Source organism: Myxococcus sp. CA033 (assembly GCF_013336625.1).
Lineage (GTDB): Bacteria > Myxococcota > Myxococcia > Myxococcales > Myxococcaceae > Myxococcus > Myxococcus llanfairpwllgwyngyllgogerychwyrndrobwllllantysiliogogogochensis.
Window position 1 is genome coordinate 159,452 of the sequence record NZ_JABUMU010000013.1, and the last position, 15,139, is coordinate 174,590.

The 15,139-nt window shown below is 66.1% G+C and carries 15 protein-coding genes; 6 read left to right on the forward strand and 9 right to left on the reverse strand.

The window, feature by feature from the left end; genetic code table 11:
• The first annotated feature begins 159 nt into the window (after window positions 1-159).
• From HUA78_RS27285 to HUA78_RS27295, 3 genes are all read left to right on the forward strand, one after another.
• Window positions 160-1,896, forward strand: coding sequence for a serine/threonine-protein kinase (locus tag HUA78_RS27285; RefSeq protein WP_220137928.1), 1,737 nt, complete (start codon window positions 160-162; stop codon window positions 1,894-1,896).
• A 96-nt stretch (window positions 1,897-1,992) separates the two neighbouring features.
• Window positions 1,993-2,958 (forward strand): glutathione synthase, encoded by a 966-nt coding sequence (gene gshB / locus HUA78_RS27290; RefSeq protein ID WP_141647156.1) that lies wholly within the window; start codon window positions 1,993-1,995, stop codon window positions 2,956-2,958.
• A 417-nt stretch (window positions 2,959-3,375) separates the two neighbouring features.
• Window positions 3,376-5,256: a PHB depolymerase family esterase gene (locus HUA78_RS27295; RefSeq protein ID WP_174466285.1), complete on the forward strand. Its 1,881-nt coding sequence runs from the start codon at window positions 3,376-3,378 to the stop codon at window positions 5,254-5,256.
• A 53-nt stretch (window positions 5,257-5,309) separates the two neighbouring features.
• Here HUA78_RS27295 and HUA78_RS27300 read toward each other — a convergent pair whose 3' ends face one another.
• Together HUA78_RS27300 and HUA78_RS27305 are read right to left on the reverse strand one after the other, a co-directional pair.
• Window positions 5,310-6,623: a TIGR02270 family protein gene (locus HUA78_RS27300; RefSeq protein ID WP_174477464.1), complete on the reverse strand. Its 1,314-nt coding sequence runs from the start codon at window positions 6,621-6,623 to the stop codon at window positions 5,310-5,312.
• Window positions 6,620-7,084: a DUF4150 domain-containing protein gene (locus tag HUA78_RS27305; RefSeq protein WP_174456084.1), complete on the reverse strand. Its 465-nt coding sequence runs from the start codon at window positions 7,082-7,084 to the stop codon at window positions 6,620-6,622. Before HUA78_RS27305 ends, HUA78_RS27300 begins: the two co-directional genes overlap by 4 nt.
• A 145-nt stretch (window positions 7,085-7,229) precedes the next feature.
• Here HUA78_RS27305 and HUA78_RS27310 point away from each other — a divergent pair, with 145 nt between their 5' ends.
• Window positions 7,230-8,336, forward strand: coding sequence for a hypothetical protein (locus HUA78_RS27310; protein ID WP_174477465.1), 1,107 nt, complete (start codon window positions 7,230-7,232; stop codon window positions 8,334-8,336).
• A 21-nt stretch (window positions 8,337-8,357) separates the two neighbouring features.
• Here the strand turns inward: HUA78_RS27310 and HUA78_RS27315 are convergent, their stop codons facing one another.
• From HUA78_RS27315 to HUA78_RS27340, 6 genes are read right to left on the reverse strand one after another with little or no spacing between them, the layout of a single operon-like run.
• Window positions 8,358-8,942 (reverse strand): imm11 family protein, encoded by a 585-nt coding sequence (locus tag HUA78_RS27315; protein ID WP_174477466.1) that lies wholly within the window; start codon window positions 8,940-8,942, stop codon window positions 8,358-8,360.
• A 25-nt stretch (window positions 8,943-8,967) separates the two neighbouring features.
• Window positions 8,968-9,315 (reverse strand): hypothetical protein, encoded by a 348-nt coding sequence (locus HUA78_RS27320; protein ID WP_174477467.1) that lies wholly within the window; start codon window positions 9,313-9,315, stop codon window positions 8,968-8,970.
• A 6-nt stretch (window positions 9,316-9,321) separates the two neighbouring features.
• Window positions 9,322-9,906: an imm11 family protein gene (locus HUA78_RS27325; protein WP_174477468.1), complete on the reverse strand. Its 585-nt coding sequence runs from the start codon at window positions 9,904-9,906 to the stop codon at window positions 9,322-9,324.
• Between the two features lie 24 nt (window positions 9,907-9,930).
• Window positions 9,931-10,515 (reverse strand): imm11 family protein, encoded by a 585-nt coding sequence (locus tag HUA78_RS27330; RefSeq protein WP_174477469.1) that lies wholly within the window; start codon window positions 10,513-10,515, stop codon window positions 9,931-9,933.
• Window positions 10,516-10,541: 26 nt separating this feature from the next.
• Window positions 10,542-11,126, reverse strand: a complete 585-nt coding sequence (locus HUA78_RS27335) for an imm11 family protein (protein ID WP_174477470.1) — start codon at window positions 11,124-11,126, stop codon at window positions 10,542-10,544.
• A gap of 16 nt (window positions 11,127-11,142) precedes the next feature.
• Complete coding sequence (locus HUA78_RS27340; RefSeq protein ID WP_174477471.1) at window positions 11,143-12,015, reverse strand: AHH domain-containing protein; 873 nt, start codon at window positions 12,013-12,015, stop codon at window positions 11,143-11,145.
• Window positions 12,016-12,117: 102 nt separating this feature from the next.
• Between HUA78_RS27340 and HUA78_RS47305 the strand changes: the two genes are divergently transcribed.
• Window positions 12,118-12,912 carry a hypothetical protein gene (locus tag HUA78_RS47305; RefSeq protein WP_174477472.1) on the forward strand — a complete coding sequence of 265 codons (795 nt, stop codon included), beginning with the start codon at window positions 12,118-12,120 and terminating at the stop codon, window positions 12,910-12,912.
• Window positions 12,913-13,171: 259 nt separating this feature from the next.
• Here HUA78_RS47305 and HUA78_RS27350 read toward each other — a convergent pair whose 3' ends face one another.
• Window positions 13,172-14,236, reverse strand: a complete 1,065-nt coding sequence (locus HUA78_RS27350; protein WP_174477473.1) for a DUF2169 domain-containing protein — start codon at window positions 14,234-14,236, stop codon at window positions 13,172-13,174.
• A 75-nt stretch (window positions 14,237-14,311) separates the two neighbouring features.
• On the opposite strand from HUA78_RS27350, the gene HUA78_RS27355 reads away from it, so the two are divergent.
• The gene (locus tag HUA78_RS27355) at window positions 14,312-15,136 is read left to right on the forward strand and encodes a tRNA1(Val) (adenine(37)-N6)-methyltransferase (RefSeq protein ID WP_174477474.1); all 825 of its coding nucleotides are present in this window, start codon (window positions 14,312-14,314) and stop codon (window positions 15,134-15,136) included.
• Window positions 15,137-15,139: the final 3 nt, after the last annotated feature.

Consider the following 15,139-nt stretch of genomic DNA (forward strand, 5'->3'; position numbering starts at 1 on the left):
CTTCCCACAGGCGCTGATCCACGCCACCGTTTCTCCACAACCCACCCCCCGCTATCCACAGGCCATCCACAGGTCGCTGGTGGATGAGGGGGCGACCGTGCGTGACGGTGCATTCTCACCGCACGTCCGCGCCCTACAAGCCTGTTATCCTCCGTTGCGGTGCTGCTCCGGTGTCGGGGCGCTGTCGTGGAGGTTGCACCCATCGATTTCTATCGGGGCGAGCGCATCGGGAAGTACGAGGTCGTCACACAACTGTCCGTGGGTGGCATGGCCGAGCTGTTCCTCGGCTTCACCTCGGGTCCGGGTGGCTTCCGTAAATACGTCGTCGTCAAGCGCATCCTGCCGGACGCTCGGGACAACGAGCAGTTCGAGCGGATGTTCCTGGACGAGGCGCGCATCACCGCGGCCTTCAACCACCCGAACATCGCGCAGGTGTTCGACCTGGGGCAGGAGGAGGACGGCCTCTACCTGGCGATGGAGTTCATCGCCGGGCAGAACCTGAACCAGATTACGAGCGCGTGTCTGCGCAGCCAGCAGCCGGTGCCGCTGGGCTTCACGCTGTCGGTGGCGCGCGACGTCTGCATGGCGCTGCACTACGCGCACACCTTCACCGCGCCCTCGGGCGAGCCCAGCCCCGTCATCCACCGCGACGTCGCCCAGAAGAACATCATGGTGACGTACGACGGCATGGTGAAGCTGCTCGACTTCGGCATCGCCAAGGCGAAGGGCAGCCTGGAGCGCACGCACGCGGGCACGGTGAAGGGCACCACCGGGTACATGTCCCCGGAGCAGGTGCGCGGCGACAAGCTGGATGGCCGCAGCGACCTGTTCTCGGTGGGCGTGATGATGCACGAGATGCTCACCGGCGCGCGCCTGTTCGCGGGCAAGACGGAGCGCGACGAGATGATGAAGATTCTCGAGGCGCCCATCCCCTGGCCCTCGCACGTCACGCCGCACGTGTCCGAGCAGGTCTCCAAGGTGGTGATGCAGTCCCTGGAGCGCAGCCGTGAGAAGCGCTTCGCCAACGGCCGGGACATGGCGCGGGCGATTGAAGCGGCGGCGGGCTCGCTGATTCAGGACGCGGACCACCGCGGCTCGCTGATGAAGGAGCTGTTCACGGAGCGGATGGCGGCCACGCGCGCCCTGCTGGAGAGCGCGGACGGTACCGCCAACAGCCTCATGCTGGAGGCCGCCAAGCGCGCCCTGCGTGGGGACGACGGGCCGTACCTGCCGGTGCGCGAGAACCAGGCCACGCCGAAGACGGGCAACCCCTCCGTGCCGGGTGCCAAGAAGGTCTCTCGCAAGGTGTCGACGGTGAAGCCCCGGGCAGGTCAGCCCCCGGCGGACACGGACCTCACGCCTGGGCAGCGCCGGGGCTCGAACATCCTGTGGGGCCTGGTGCTGCTCGGCATCCTCGGGGGCGGTGGCTACGGCGCCCTGCGCTTGAGCAGCGCGCTGGACGCGACGATGGAGCCCGTCGTGGAGCTGAAGCCGTACAACTCGGGGCTGCCCATCTTTCCGGAGCCGGGAGACGGGGGCGCGCTGGCGAAGGCGCCGGAGCCGGTGAAGAAGCCGGAGCCGGTGAAGAAGCCGGAGAAGGTCCGGACGACCTCATCGCGTGAGGACGAAGACGAGGACAGGAAGCCGGAGCCCGCCGTCGTGAAGTCCTCGCGGGGGATGGGCAAGCTGACGTTCAGCGTGCATGGCGACAAGGCGCCCCTCAAGGTGGACGGCAAGGATGCGGGAGAAATCCCCGTGTTGGGTCTGTCCCTGCCGGCGGGCACGCGCACCCTGAAGGTTCGCGACCCTCAGGGGAAGTGGCGCACCCTCAGGGTGGACATCGTCGCGGGAGAAGCGACGACCCGCAGATTCGATAGCTGGCAGGATTTGCCGTAGGGCGACGCGGGCTCGCTCGCGCCCCCCATGAAGCTGGGGATGTGACACGCGGTCCTGTTATCTTCGCGCACCCTTTCAATCACCTTCGACGAGACTATGGCCGCGCTCACCATTGGCTTCCTGATGGACCCGCTCGAGACCGTGCGAGTGGACCATGACTCCACCTTCGCGCTGATGCTGGAGGCCCAGAAGCGCGGCCACCGGGTGCTCTACTTCGAGCAGGGCTGGCTGCGGTTCAACGGGCGCTGCGCGGAGGCGCGCATGCGCCATGTCACCGTGCGCCGGGAGCTGGGCCGGCACTTCGACGTGCTCGACGAGGCGACGCATCCGCTGTCGAACCTGGACGTGCTCTTCCTGCGCAAGGACCCGCCCGTCGACTCTGAATTTCTCCATGCGACACAGCTGGTGGAGCTATGTCAGGGCCGCAAGCCCGTCTACATCAACGACCCGGCGGGCATCCGGGATGCGAATGAGAAGCTCTTCGCCCTGCGCTATCCGGACCTGATGCCGGACACCCGCATCACCCGCGAGCTGCCGGTGCTGCTGGACTTCATCGCGCGCAACGAGACGGGCACCATCCTCAAGCCCATCGACGGCTTTGGCGGCAAGGGCATCCTCTTCCTGTCGCGGGGTGACAGGAACGCGCGTTCGGCCGTGGAGCTGCTCACCCAGGGAGGCCGCGAGGCCGTCGTCGCGCAGGCGTACATCCCGGAGAGCCGCCTGGGCGACAAGCGCATCCTCCTGGTGGATGGCGAGCCGGTGGGCGGCGTCTTGCGAGTGCCGTCCGGAGATGACCACCGCGGGAACATGGCCGCCGGTGGGACGCCTCACAAGGCGGTGCTCACGGCGCGCGACTTGGAAATCTGCGAGCGGCTCAAGCCCGAGCTGCGCAAGCGCGGCCTCCTGCTCGTGGGCATCGACGTGCTCGGCGACTACCTCACCGAGGTGAACGTGACGAGCCCCACGGGCCTGGTGGAAGCCAACCACCTGGATGGCGTGTGCGTGGAGGCCCGAGTCATCGACGTGGCCGAACGCCTCGCCGCCGAGCGCCCCGCGTCCTGAGTCCGAGCTCGGTGCTCGGCGCCTGGTGCTCTGACGAAGAGCACAGGGCATGAGGTGCCCTGCCCCGCCGGTCCGTGGACCCCAGAGGTCCGCGCTCGGCTGGGGAAAGGCGGTCCTGTCACCGGGTGGCGCGCCGAGAGGCCCCGGAGTCGTCCTGGTGGAGGTCGGCTGCCGTGAGCCTGACGGAGGACGTTGTCTCGGTGTTTCGCGGGTGACGGCAGCCAGGGTCGGATTCCCGAGCGGAACGTGAACTGAAGAATGGTTCATGTTTCATGGAAATTCGACGCAGTGCATAAAATGAATCCTGGTTCATATTTCACCGTCGAGGCGACGCGGCGCGCCTTGAACCCGGGAGATGCGGGGGAGTCACGTTGCGGCCCGTGGCCGTCTTTTCCCCCCGGCGGCCCGGGAGGCACCATGTCCTCGCAGCGTCCCCGATTCACTTCGACGTGTTCTCGATTCACCCTCGCCGCGTGGTTGTTCGCGGGAGCCGTGGGCTGTGGTGGGCTCGACGCCGAGCCCTCCGTGCTGGCCGAGCCGGAGCTGGGACAGTCCGAGCTGGGGCTGACGCAGGTGACGGGCTTTGGCAGCAACCCGGGCAACCTGGCGATGTATCGCCACGTGCCGACGGGTGTGGCGGCGAACGCGCCGCTGGTGGTGGTGCTCCACGGCTGCACGCAGAACGCGACGGGCATGGAGCTGAGTGGTTGGACGGCGGCGGCCAACGTCTACAAGTTCTACGTGGTGTATCCGCAGCAGGCGAGCGGCAACAACGCGACCAGTTGTTTCAACTGGTTCGAGCCGGGTGACATCGCGCGTGGCTCGGGCGAGGCGCTGTCCATCAAGCAGATGGTGGACGCGATGAAGGCGGCGTACTCCATCGACGCGTCGCGGGTGTACGTCGTCGGCTTCTCGGCCGGTGGGTACATGGCTCCGGCGCTGCTCTCCGTGTATCCGGACGTCTTCTCCGCGGGGGCCATCAACGCGGGAGGGCCGTACAAGTGCGCCACGTCGATGAACGCGGCGTTCTCGTGCATGAGCCCGGGCACGGACAAGACGCCCGCGGCGTGGGGGGATTTGGCGCGGAGTGGCTACGCGGGCTACACGGGGCCGCGTCCGCCGGTGTCCATCTGGTACGGGACGAGCGACTTCACCGTCCGGCCGATGAACGGCACGGAGGCGATGGAGCAGTGGACCAACGTTCACGGCATCGACCAGACGCCGGACACGACGGAGACGGTGTCTGGCTTCCCGCACAAGGTCTACCGCGACGGCGCGGGCCGGGCGCTCGTCGAGACGTGGGAAATCACCGGCATGGGTCACGCGGTGGCGTTCGACGCGCAGTACAACTTCCCCGGGAGCACCACGGCGTGTGGCTCCACGGGCGCGTACGTGACGGACGCGAACATCTGCGCCGTGTATCACCAGGCGAAGTTCTTCGGCCTCACCGGAGGCGGTGGCGAGCCGAGCGGTGACACCACGCCGCCCACGGTGAACGTGACGTCTCCGGCGAGTGGGACGACGGTGAGCGGCGCGGTGAAGGTGGTGGTGAGTGCCTCGGACGCGGTGGGTGTCGCGCGGGTGGAGCTGCTGGTGGATGGCAGCCCGGTGGCGACGGCCTCGGCGGCGCCGTACGAATTCACATGGAACAGCCAGGGCGTGGGGAACGGGGCGCACACGCTGGGGGCTCGGGCGTATGACGCCGCGGGGAACCAGGCGACGGACAGCGATACCAGCGTCACGGTGAACAACACGGGGACGCCGACGCCCACGACGGCGAGCTTCACGAGCATCGCGGCGGAGGATGGCTACCTGAAGGCGAACGCGGACGGCAGCGCGGCGGTGCTGGGGACGCTGACGAACCTGGCGCTGGGGCGTGGGACGGATGGGAAGTACAACCGCTCCTTCGTCTCATTCGACACGTCGAGCCTGCCGGATGGGGCGACGGTGACGCGGGCGTATCTCACGGTGAGCTACTCGTCGGGCTCGGGCGACGCGTGGTCGACGCCGGCGGGGAACACGGTGGTCATCGACGTGAAGGCGGGGACGTTCAACGCCGCGTCCACGGAAGTCACGGACTGGGCGGCGGCGGCCGATGCGACCGCAGTGGCGAGCATCGACAAGTTCGCGAGTGGGGCGAAGGCCTCGGCGGACTTCAGCGGCGCGGGCCTGGCCTCCATCAACCGGACGGGGAGGACGCAGCTTCGGCTGCGCTTCAGCCTGGAGCAGACGGCGACGCAGTACCTGTTCGTGAAGGACTCGACGAACGCCGTGCTCACCGTCGTGTACACGCCGTAGCGTGAAACGGAGGGGACGGTGGTGTGCCCACTGTCCCCTCTTCCGCCGTGGATTCAGCGGCTCTGCAGCCGGTTCCAGCCGCGTGTGAGCTGTGCCACCAGCGTCCGCGCCTGCTGTCGCTGCGAGAGGCTCCACAGTCGGGGCTCGATGAACAGCGCACCGCCGCTGCGCAGGGCGACCTCCCAGGCGAGCGCGGGACGGCGTCGCATCGGCTCTGTCTCCAGGGCCGTGGCCAGTCCCTCCGCCGTGAGACGAGTACCCCGCAGGTAGCGCTCCGTCTGAATCAGGCTCGCACGTCGCCCCGCCCACCAGTGCTCCACGGCGTGCGCATCCACGCGCCCAGGGAGGACTCGGGGCCCGGGCAGCGTCTCGCGCAGGTCATCTGGCGCGGGAGCCTCGGCGTCCTCTTCCTCCTCGGACGCGTCTTCCTCGGAGAGTTCTTCCAGGATGAAGGGCGGTGCGAGCGGAAGGCCGGTGATGGCCGCGAACGACGAGGCGGCGAGCAGTCCCCAGTCTTCGTCATGAAGCAGGGGGAGCAAGGCCTCCGCCGCGGCGGGCTTGCCGCTGAAGCCCAGTGCCCAGATGACCTCCTCGCGGACCTGCTCATCCGCGAGCCGACCCACGAGGTCCGCGAGGTCCTTCGAGTCTCCCGCCACGGCCAGCGAGAGCAGCCCCGCGCGCGGAGTGGGCTCCTGGGACGCGGCCCGCTCACGAGCCACGGTCCAGGCGTCACGTGAACCGAACAGCAGGCCCACCTCCAGCGCGGCGTCTCGCACCAGGGCGCTGTCGTGGCCTAGCGCGCGCTTCACCTGGGTGTCGCCCAGGGCGGTCCGAGGCACGTAAGGCAGGGCGCGGAGGACCTCGGCCTGAAGGGCGTCATCCCCGTTCAACGTGTCGGGCAAGGCGAGCCGCTGGAGTCGTCTCGCTCGGACGATTCCCGCCTGGACCTCGGGGGGAAGTCCCGGCAGTCGCTTCAGGAAGGCCGCGTGGAGGTCATCACGCGCGAGCAGCTCCAGCGCGCGAAGGATGCCTGGACCCGCTTCATCGGGAGTGGCTTCGAGGGACTTGAAGACAGCGCCGTGCCCGCTCGGGTCTTCGGAGGAGAGCAGCACCCAGGTGGCCACGGCGAGGCGAGCGGGCTCCTCGGAGGCGAGGGCGGGCACGAGGAAGCGTCGGGCCGCGGGAGGACCGCCCAGGACGAGCGCATCCAGATGGGCGAGCAGGCGCCCCTCGTCTCCGTCCGAGACTTCCGAGAGGGTGAACTCCGGACTCCAAAGGGCCTGTTCCCACTGCGTCCAGAGGAACTCGGCCTCTTCGAGGTGATGTTCGAGCAGCTCCCAGCGAACGGTGGGCCGGCGAATCTTCACAGCTCCTTTTCGCAGACCAGGCACTTGGCCTTCATCTCGTCCTGGCCGAGCGCGACGACAGGCCCCTGGAGCAGCGGCGCGGGCGGGGTGTTCTTGTCGTTGTGGAGCATGAGGTCGAAGGTCCGGGCCACGCTCTTGCCTTCGAACTTCACGTCGAAGGAGTAGTTGACGAACTCGGCCTTGCCCTTGGTCTTGCTGGAGGCGACGCCGCCGCCTGCGGAGCCAGCCTCGTCACCGCTGCTGGTGCTGAAGTTGGAGTCCTCGACGCAGACGGGCTTGCCGTCCACGGAGACCTTCTTCGTGCCCTTCGCGGTGTCGGAGGACATGGCGATGTTGGGGTACGGGATGGGGACGGGGCCGGCGGGGCTGGGCGTCTTGCACACGTCCGGGAAGGCGATGGTGTTCCCGTTGGTATCCTTGTGGACGACGGACAGCTTGTTGACACCGACGGTCGCGCTCATGACGGGTGACTCCTGACGAGGCCGGGGCCTCGTGTGTCTCAAGCCGAGTGTATCGCTCCCGGAGCGCTGGTACGAGCGGGGGTGGTGGTTCGTGGTGACGCCTCGTGGAAGACTCTGTTTTCAGGCGACGGAGGCCGAGGCGCGCATGGTGGGATGGGTCCAGGTGATGGGAATGTCGTCGTCGTTGGGGGGGCTGGTGCCCGCCTCGGCGGCGTTTCGAGCGGGGATGGCCTGGCCATCGGCGGCGCCCGACTTCGAGGTCTTCCTGAAGGGTGACGAGGAGCCGAGCCCCGTCACGGTGCACGCGGCGGGAGATGCCACCCTGGGTTTCTCCGGAGTGGGGCGACTGGTGGCGTTGCTGGCGGAGGCGCTGGTGGACCTGGGAGCGCGGGAGGACCTCCGGGCGCTGGGGCCGCACGTGGGGCTCTACCTGGTGTTGCCGGATCCGGAGGCTCGGGGTTTCACGACCCAGAAGGACCCGTTCGAGGAGGACCCGGACGAGGCATCGGAGCGCATCGCGTTGCTGGTGGACCGGCTGGTGAAGGGGACATGGCAGGCGTTGGGCCTGCCGGCGTGGAGGGGCTCCGTGAAGGCGTTCCACGCGGGGAACGTGGCCTTCGCGCAGGCGTTGGCGGCGGCGGGAGAGGACCTGCGAGGTTCGAAGGTGGAGCGTGCGCTCTTGTGCGCGGTGGACAGCTTCGTCTCGCCGGAGACGCTGACGTTGTTGCACCAGCGGGAGCGGCTCAAGACGCCGGGGATGGCCACGGGGCTGATGGCGGGAGAGGCCGCGGTGGCGCTGTTGCTGGTGCGTGAGGCGCCGGTGGAGCCGAGCCTGGCCGTCGTGAGGGTGGCGCAGGGGCGTGATGCGGCGACGCTGGATGGGGAGCAGCCGCCGGACGGTCAGGAGCTGACGCGGCAGGTGCTCGCGGCGCTGGGGCCATGGGGGGCGGAGGTGTCCGCGCCGTTGCTCGTGTCGGACCATGATGGCCAATACGCGAGGGCGTTCGAGTGGGGGATGCTCCAGGTGCGCCTGAGGGACACGGATGCCCGCTTCGAGCGAAGCGCGGTGTGGATGCCGGCCAAGAGCTTCGGACACACGGGAGTGGCATCAGGGGCCGTGGCGACGGCGCTGACGTTTCGGGCACTGGAGCGGGGCTACGCGCAGGCGCCCGTGGTGCTGGTGCTCTCCTCGGCGGATGCGGGGGAGCGAGCCGTCATCCACCTGACGGCGGGGCGCAAGCGGGGCACGTAGGCCGCGCAGCAGGGCCAGGGCTCAGAGGTCCATTCCGTCCCAGCCTTCGGCCTCATAAGTCCTGAAGCCCGTCAGGCCCGCCTGTTCGAAAGCGGCGAGGACGTCTTCGCGAATGAGGATGAGGCGGAGAAACCCTTTGCAGCGGAACATCTTGGCCTGGGAGCTGATGGCGTCGTACTTGAGGACGAAATTGTTGATGCGATCAATCTGGTCCTTCGCAATGGCATCCATCCTGTAGTCAGAGCGCTCCGTGTCGATGACGTCTTCGGCGCCCTGCAAGTTGAGGAAGGCATAGTCCGGACCGACTACACTGCCCTGCTGGTCCTTGACCACGACGGTCAGCCACTCAGCATTGGTGAGTTCCATCGACTCGATGACCTTGCGCGCCCGTCCGGAGACGAGCAGATCGCTCATTAGATTGGGCTGGAAGTCATAGAGGTTCCGGTCGTCGGGGTAGTTTCGTGAGAAGGAAACCTCGCCACCCATTGGGAACTCCCTGGCGAGGCTGATGCCCTTGTCGAACTTCCAATCCGTCGGGCTGCCACGAGGGTACTCGTCGACGAATCCCGCTTCCACGGCCATGACCTTGAAGACGAAGTATTTCACAGCCGGTCCTGTGCTCGAGCGCGCTTCATGATTCCTCTTCGGACTCTTCCATCCAGCGCAAGAAGCGCATGGCGCCCACCAGTGCGAGGACGGGTTCCCCCTCTTCATCACTGAAGCGGATGGCGTCCTGTTCGTCCGACAGGCTGACCTGGATGCAGTACATGGCCATGTCCTTGCCGGGTCGGACCAGGTCCTTCATTCTCGCGTCGATGACGCGAGAATGCAGTTCCAGGACCTCGGTGTAGACCTCGTCCAGAGGAAGCAGAACCCCACGGACTCCCTCGCGCGCAGTGACGAAGCACGGCACCTGTTCCTCGAGGACCCGAGCGACGATGTCAGCGGGCTGTTCTTCGATGCAGTTGGCTTCGAACATAGAGATTCAGAGCTCCAGGCCGTTCCAGCCTTCAGCGTTGTAGACCTTGAAACCAGTCAGTCCCGCCTCGACGAAGGCGGTGTGGACGTCCTCGCGGATGAGGATGAGGCGGCGCTCCATGGTGCAGCGGAACATCTTGGCCTGAGGGCTGATGGCGTCGTACTGGAGCACTAGATTTTTGACGCGGCCGATTTGGTCTTTCTCCAGGGAATCCATTCTGTAGACCGAGCGCTCCATGTCGATAGCAGGCTCGGCGCCCTGCAAATTGAGGAAAGCGTAGTCGGGGCCAACGACATTGCCCTTGTGGTCCTTGACGACAACGGGCAGCCACTCGGCATTGGTGATTTCCAGCGACTCGATGAGTTTGCGTCCTCGCCCTGAAACCAGGAGGTCGCTCATCAGGTTGGGCTGGAAGTCGTAGAGGTTCCGGTCATCGGGGTAGTTCTTGGAGAAGGACACCTCGCCACCCACGGGAAACTCCTTGGCGAGGCTGATGCCCTCATCGAACTTCCAGTCGGTGGGGCTCCCTTTGGGATACTCGTCGATGAACCCCGCTTCTACCGCCATGACTTTGAAGACGAAGTATTTCATAGAGATGTAGCTGGCTTGGCAGTCTCAGAGGTCCATGCCGTTCCAGCCTTCAGCCTCATAGACCTTGAATCCAGTCAGGCCCGCCTGAACGAAAGCGGCATGTACGTCCTCTCGAATGAGGATGAGGCGTCGATCCTTGGCGCAGCGGAACATCTTGGCTTCTGGACGAATGGAATTGGGCTTTATTGCCAGTTCTTCAATGAAGCCGATTTGGGTCTTCTCAAAAGAGTCCATCTCGTAGGTCGAGCGCTCCATATCGATGGCATCTTCTGCTCCGAGCAGATTGAGAAAGGCATAGTCGGGACCTACGACGTTGCCTTTGTGGTCCTTGACCACGACGGTGAGCCACTCGGCATTGCCGACTTCCAACGACTCGATGACCTTTCGTGCCCGCCCCGAGACGAGCAGGTTTCTCATCATATTGGGCTGAAAATCATACAGATTCCGGTTGTCGGGGTAGTTGTCGGAGAAGGAGACCTCTCCACCCATGGGGTAAACCTTGGCAAGGCTGATGCCTTCATCGAACTTCCAATCGGTGGGGCTCCCTTTGGGATGCTCTTCGATATAGCCCGCTTCTTCTGCCGTGATCTTGAAGACGAAGTAGGTCATGAGGGATGGCCTATTGTCTTCAAAGCTCAGAGTTCCAGGCCGTTCCATCCTTCTGCGTTGTAGACCTTGAAACCAGTCAGCCCCGCCTGTTCGAAGGCCACATGCACATCCTCTCGGATGAGGATGAGGCGTCGGTGCATGGTGCAGCGGAACATCTTGGCCTGGGGGCTGATGGCGTCATGCTTGAGTACCAGCTTCTTGACGCGACTGATCTGGTCCTTGGCAATGGCGTTCATTCGGAAGACCGACCGCTCCAGATCGATGGCATCCTCGGCCCCTTGCAGGTTGAGGAATGCGTAGTCAGGACCAACAACGTTGCCTTTGTGGTCTTTGAGGACGACGGGGAGCCACTCGGCGTTAGTGACCTCCAGCGACTCGATGAGCTTACGAGCCCGTCCTGAGACCAGGAGGTCGCTCATCAGATTGGGCTGGAAATCCTGCGCGTCACGAGCGTCTGGGTAGTTGTCGGAGAAAGAGACTTCGCCGCCCATGGGAAACTCTTTGGAGAGGCTGATGCCTTTGTCGAATCTCCAGTCTTCCGGGCTGCCACGTGGGTATGCGTCGACGAATCCCGCGTCGGCGCCTCTGACTTTAAGAACGAAATATTTCATGAGATTCTGCCTTCCTTCAGTAGAGAGAGCCCCATTCGTAGCGACTCTTGGCTTGCTTGCCTTTGGGGGTATACCGCACAAGGTCGTGCTTGTACTCTTTGCCAGCGGTAACCGATGCAACGACAGCCCGACTCAAGTCCACGAGAAGGTCCCAGTAATCTTCCTCCAAGTCCTTCAATTGGGTGAAGATGTCCATCACGAGCGCCTTGTGGTCTTGATTTGAATTGATCTTCTCCTGGATATCCTTGGCGATGACCTTCATGTCCCGAATCACCTGCTGCGTATAGATGGGATGGTCGCCCGGGTGTTGCAGGAGCGCGTGGACCGGCACCGCCCAGGCCTGGTCCGGCAGCATGATGATGTTGTGGCCGTGATTCAGATTGTACTCGGACTGAAGAATCAGCCGGAGCTGCTTGTACGTAAAGGCGGGCCCGTCCTTCAGCTCGTAATAGAACGCCGAGCCTGGGAGGATGTGGTGGGCCTCCCATGCGTACGGGTACTTCTGGAGCGCGGGCTTCTTCTCCTTGTCTTTCGCCCTCGGATTGAAGTTCTCCGGAGGTCCTCCCGGGAACTCCGCTGTCTGGCGCACCAGGTCCCGGATTTCATCCAGGTACGAATGGTCGAAGACCCGGTACACGCCGCGCCCGTCCAGTGACGCGATGTAGTCCGAGCCGTTCTGCGCATAGTAACCATCCTTGCCGAGCACCCCACGCGGCTGCGCGTTGCTGTCCACGTGGTCGGCGTCGTCCGCGGACTCCTCCGCTGGCTTCGGCTTCTTCTTCTTCGCTTCCTTGGCCGCCGCGTACTTCCGGTCCCGGCTTCGCTCGAAGATGGACAAGAGTCGCTGCGACAGCGCCGTGTTCATCTCGTTCGCACTGAGGTTGCTCATGCGCACACCCACCTGGAGCGAGGATGGCGCAAGGTCGCCACCTCTTGTCGTCAATGCTGCCCGAAGGCTCGTTTCCAGGCTACGCTCACCCGCACTTCTCCCATGGCTCGCCTGATTTCCCTTCGCGCTGACGCGGCTGACTCACTGGGTGAAAAACTGAGCCGGTTCGACCCCGGTGCCGACCGCCCCAGTCTCCTCACCCGGCTTGACGGTATCTCCCTCGACCTGCACCTCATCGCCGTCGCCACCCTGCTCGTCGACGGCAACCCCCAGGGGTTCTTCCTCAACCTCTGCCGAATGGCCGAGAACGCTCGCCGCCTCCACCTCCTCCTCGAGGCTCGCGGACTCCCTCCTCCCCCCGCCCGGCGCAATACCCCCCTCCTGGGTGCCCTCGCCGCCGGCCACTTCCCCCTCGCGGAGGCCGTCGCCGCCACCTCCAGCACCCAGTGGCAACAGGGCGCCGAGTACGAGGACGAGTTTCTCTGGGCCTCCACCCTCCAACTCCTCGCGCGCACCCCACCCGCCTCGCCCGTCGCCTTGGAGCGCGTGCTCGTTCCCCTGGAGAAGGTGGGCAAGGAGCCCTACGTCAGCCGCGTCGCCGTCGCTCGGGCCCTGGCCTCCACGGACCGGACCGCCTTCGCCGAGGCCTTCGCCACCGCGTGTCTCGAGTACGGCCTCTCCACCGAGAAGCGTGCCCGCTCACTGTCGACGCCCGTGACGTCCTTCGCGCCACATCGGTTCATCTGGCTGGAAGGACTCGCCCTGCTGAGACTGGCCGAGCGCGCTGGCATCGCTCCCGTGGACACCAGCTTCCGCTATTGCCCTCCCCTCGCCCGCGTCCCCATGACGGTGACCTACACAGGCGATTGGGCCCTTCAGACGACTCCGACGGAGTAGCCCGCGTCACCTCGGGCGATGGGCTGCCCGGCGACGCCCCGCCCTCGGTTGTCACCCGGGCAGGCGTGATGGCGGGAACGAACCCCGCCGCGCCGTCGCACGTCACCCCAGCCCAACAGATTGCCTGCAAGGGATCTCTGCCGCGCCGTCGCGCGTCACCCAGTCCGACGGGTTGCCCGGGAACGACCCCTCCGCGCCGCTGGACGTCACCCCGTCCCGACGGATTGCCCGGAAACGAGCTCCTCCGCGCCGCTGGACGTCACCCCGTCCCGACGGTTTTCCCGGGGACGAGCCCCTCCGCGCCGTCACACGTCACCTGGATGGAACGCAGCTCTGTCGGCTCGCGCTGCAAGGTGAACGTCCCTCGCCACACGAGGAACAGCTTCATCGCATCCGTGTCGATGACGACCGTGTCCAACTTCAACTCCAGGTCCGCGTCATCCAGTCCCCGCGCTCGCGGTGCCAGCACCCGTGGCGGTGACAGCGCGGGCAGCTTGAAGCCCATCACCCCTCCGGGCGCTACGTGCGCGAGCAACACGGACTCACCGCCCCGCAGGTACTCCGTGACGAGCTGGTCCTTGGGCGCCCCATTCAAGAATCGCCGGTCGAAGTCCTTCGGCAACAGCGGGCTGCGCGACTTGCGCCATGCATCGTCATACGTCCCCGCATAGGACGCGCGCGGTTGCCAGTGCGGCTCGATGAAGCCGAACCCCGTGGGCGTCGGGCACTGGCCCCACATCTTCAACACCTCCGTGGGCGACTCCAGATTCGGAAGCCGGAGCCCTTCCTCGAACCGACTCCCCTTGGCTCGAAAGCCCGTGCCCAGGGGATTGCGAGGCTCGAACGTGTGTTTCGCGGCGTCCTGCGCGCTCTTGTCCCAACCCCCGAAGGACCGCTCGTAGCGCAGGGGGATGCGCTCGAACGCCAGCGGCTGGGTGATGCCGATGCCACCCAGGCTCTTGAACCACGTCCTGTCTCCCACCACGCGCACCTGCTTGTGGATGGGCCCGACATGCAACTCCGCGAGCAACTCGCGCGTCCCCACCTTGGGCGCATGCGCGTGTCCCAGCAGCACCACGTCCGTGCCGACCTTGGTGAACGCGCTCTCGGGCTCCAGGCGCGGGCTGGAGGTCTCTGCTCCGTCCCAGCGCTCACCCGCGACCATCAAGGGCGCCTGCTCCTCCGCGAGCACCGGCGCACCGCGAGGCTTCAAGTCGAACGTGGCCTTCACCACGGGCACGAACAGGGGCCGCAACACCTCATCGGTGAGGAACAGGGGCTCGAAGATGAAGGGGGTGCGATTCTCGGTGGACGGGTGCCCCATGTTTCATCTCTATCAGTCCTCGTGAGCCCGTGACAGGACACCCGTGCCACCCCAGTGGACGCGTGTGCGACGCGGATGCAAGCTTGCGGGACTCACCCCGTGACACCCTCCCACCTTCAGCCCGGCCCGGACGAGACGCTCGACTCCATCGGTACGGCGGGCGTGCGCGTGTTTCAACGACGCAATGGCTACCGCTTCACGCTGGATGCCGTGTTGCTCGCGCACTTCGCGGCCACCGAGTCTACCCCGAGCCCCGCGAGTCCTGTCCTCGAACTGGGCGCGGGCAGCGGCGTGGTGTCATTGCTCCTGGTGAAACAATTCGGCCTGGGGCCCGTGGATGCCCTTGAACTCCAGCCCGCCGTGTTCGCTCGGCTCACGCGCGCGGTGGCGCTCAATGCCTGTGAGGCCCGGGTGCGGCCGGTGCTCGGGGACCTGTGTCGCATCCGGGAGTTCGTCACCAGCGGCGCCTACGGCCATGTCGTGTCGAACCCTCCCTTCCGAGTCGCCGACGCGGGAGTCCGCAGCCCGGATGACGAGCGCGCCATCTCCAAGTCCGAGGTGGCCTGTGATGCCCAGGCCGTCATCACGGCGGCGCGTTTCGCGCTCACTCCCGGGGGACTGGTGAGCCTGGTGTATCCCGCGGCGCGCGCGGCAGAGGTCCTGGGGTGGCTGGCCCAGGCGAAGCTGCATCCTCGCGTCCTGCGCTTCGTCCACTCGCGCGTGGATGCCCCCGCGACGCGGTTTCTCGTGCAGGCCGTGCGTGACAGGGACAGGGGCCTCACCGTGCGCCCACCGCTCGTCGTCCACGGTGAAGGACCCGGAGGCTACGCCCCCGAGGTCGCCGCGCTGATGGACCCGCCCCTCGCGGAGCAGGCACCGCCTCCGAACGAGAGCGACTGAGCG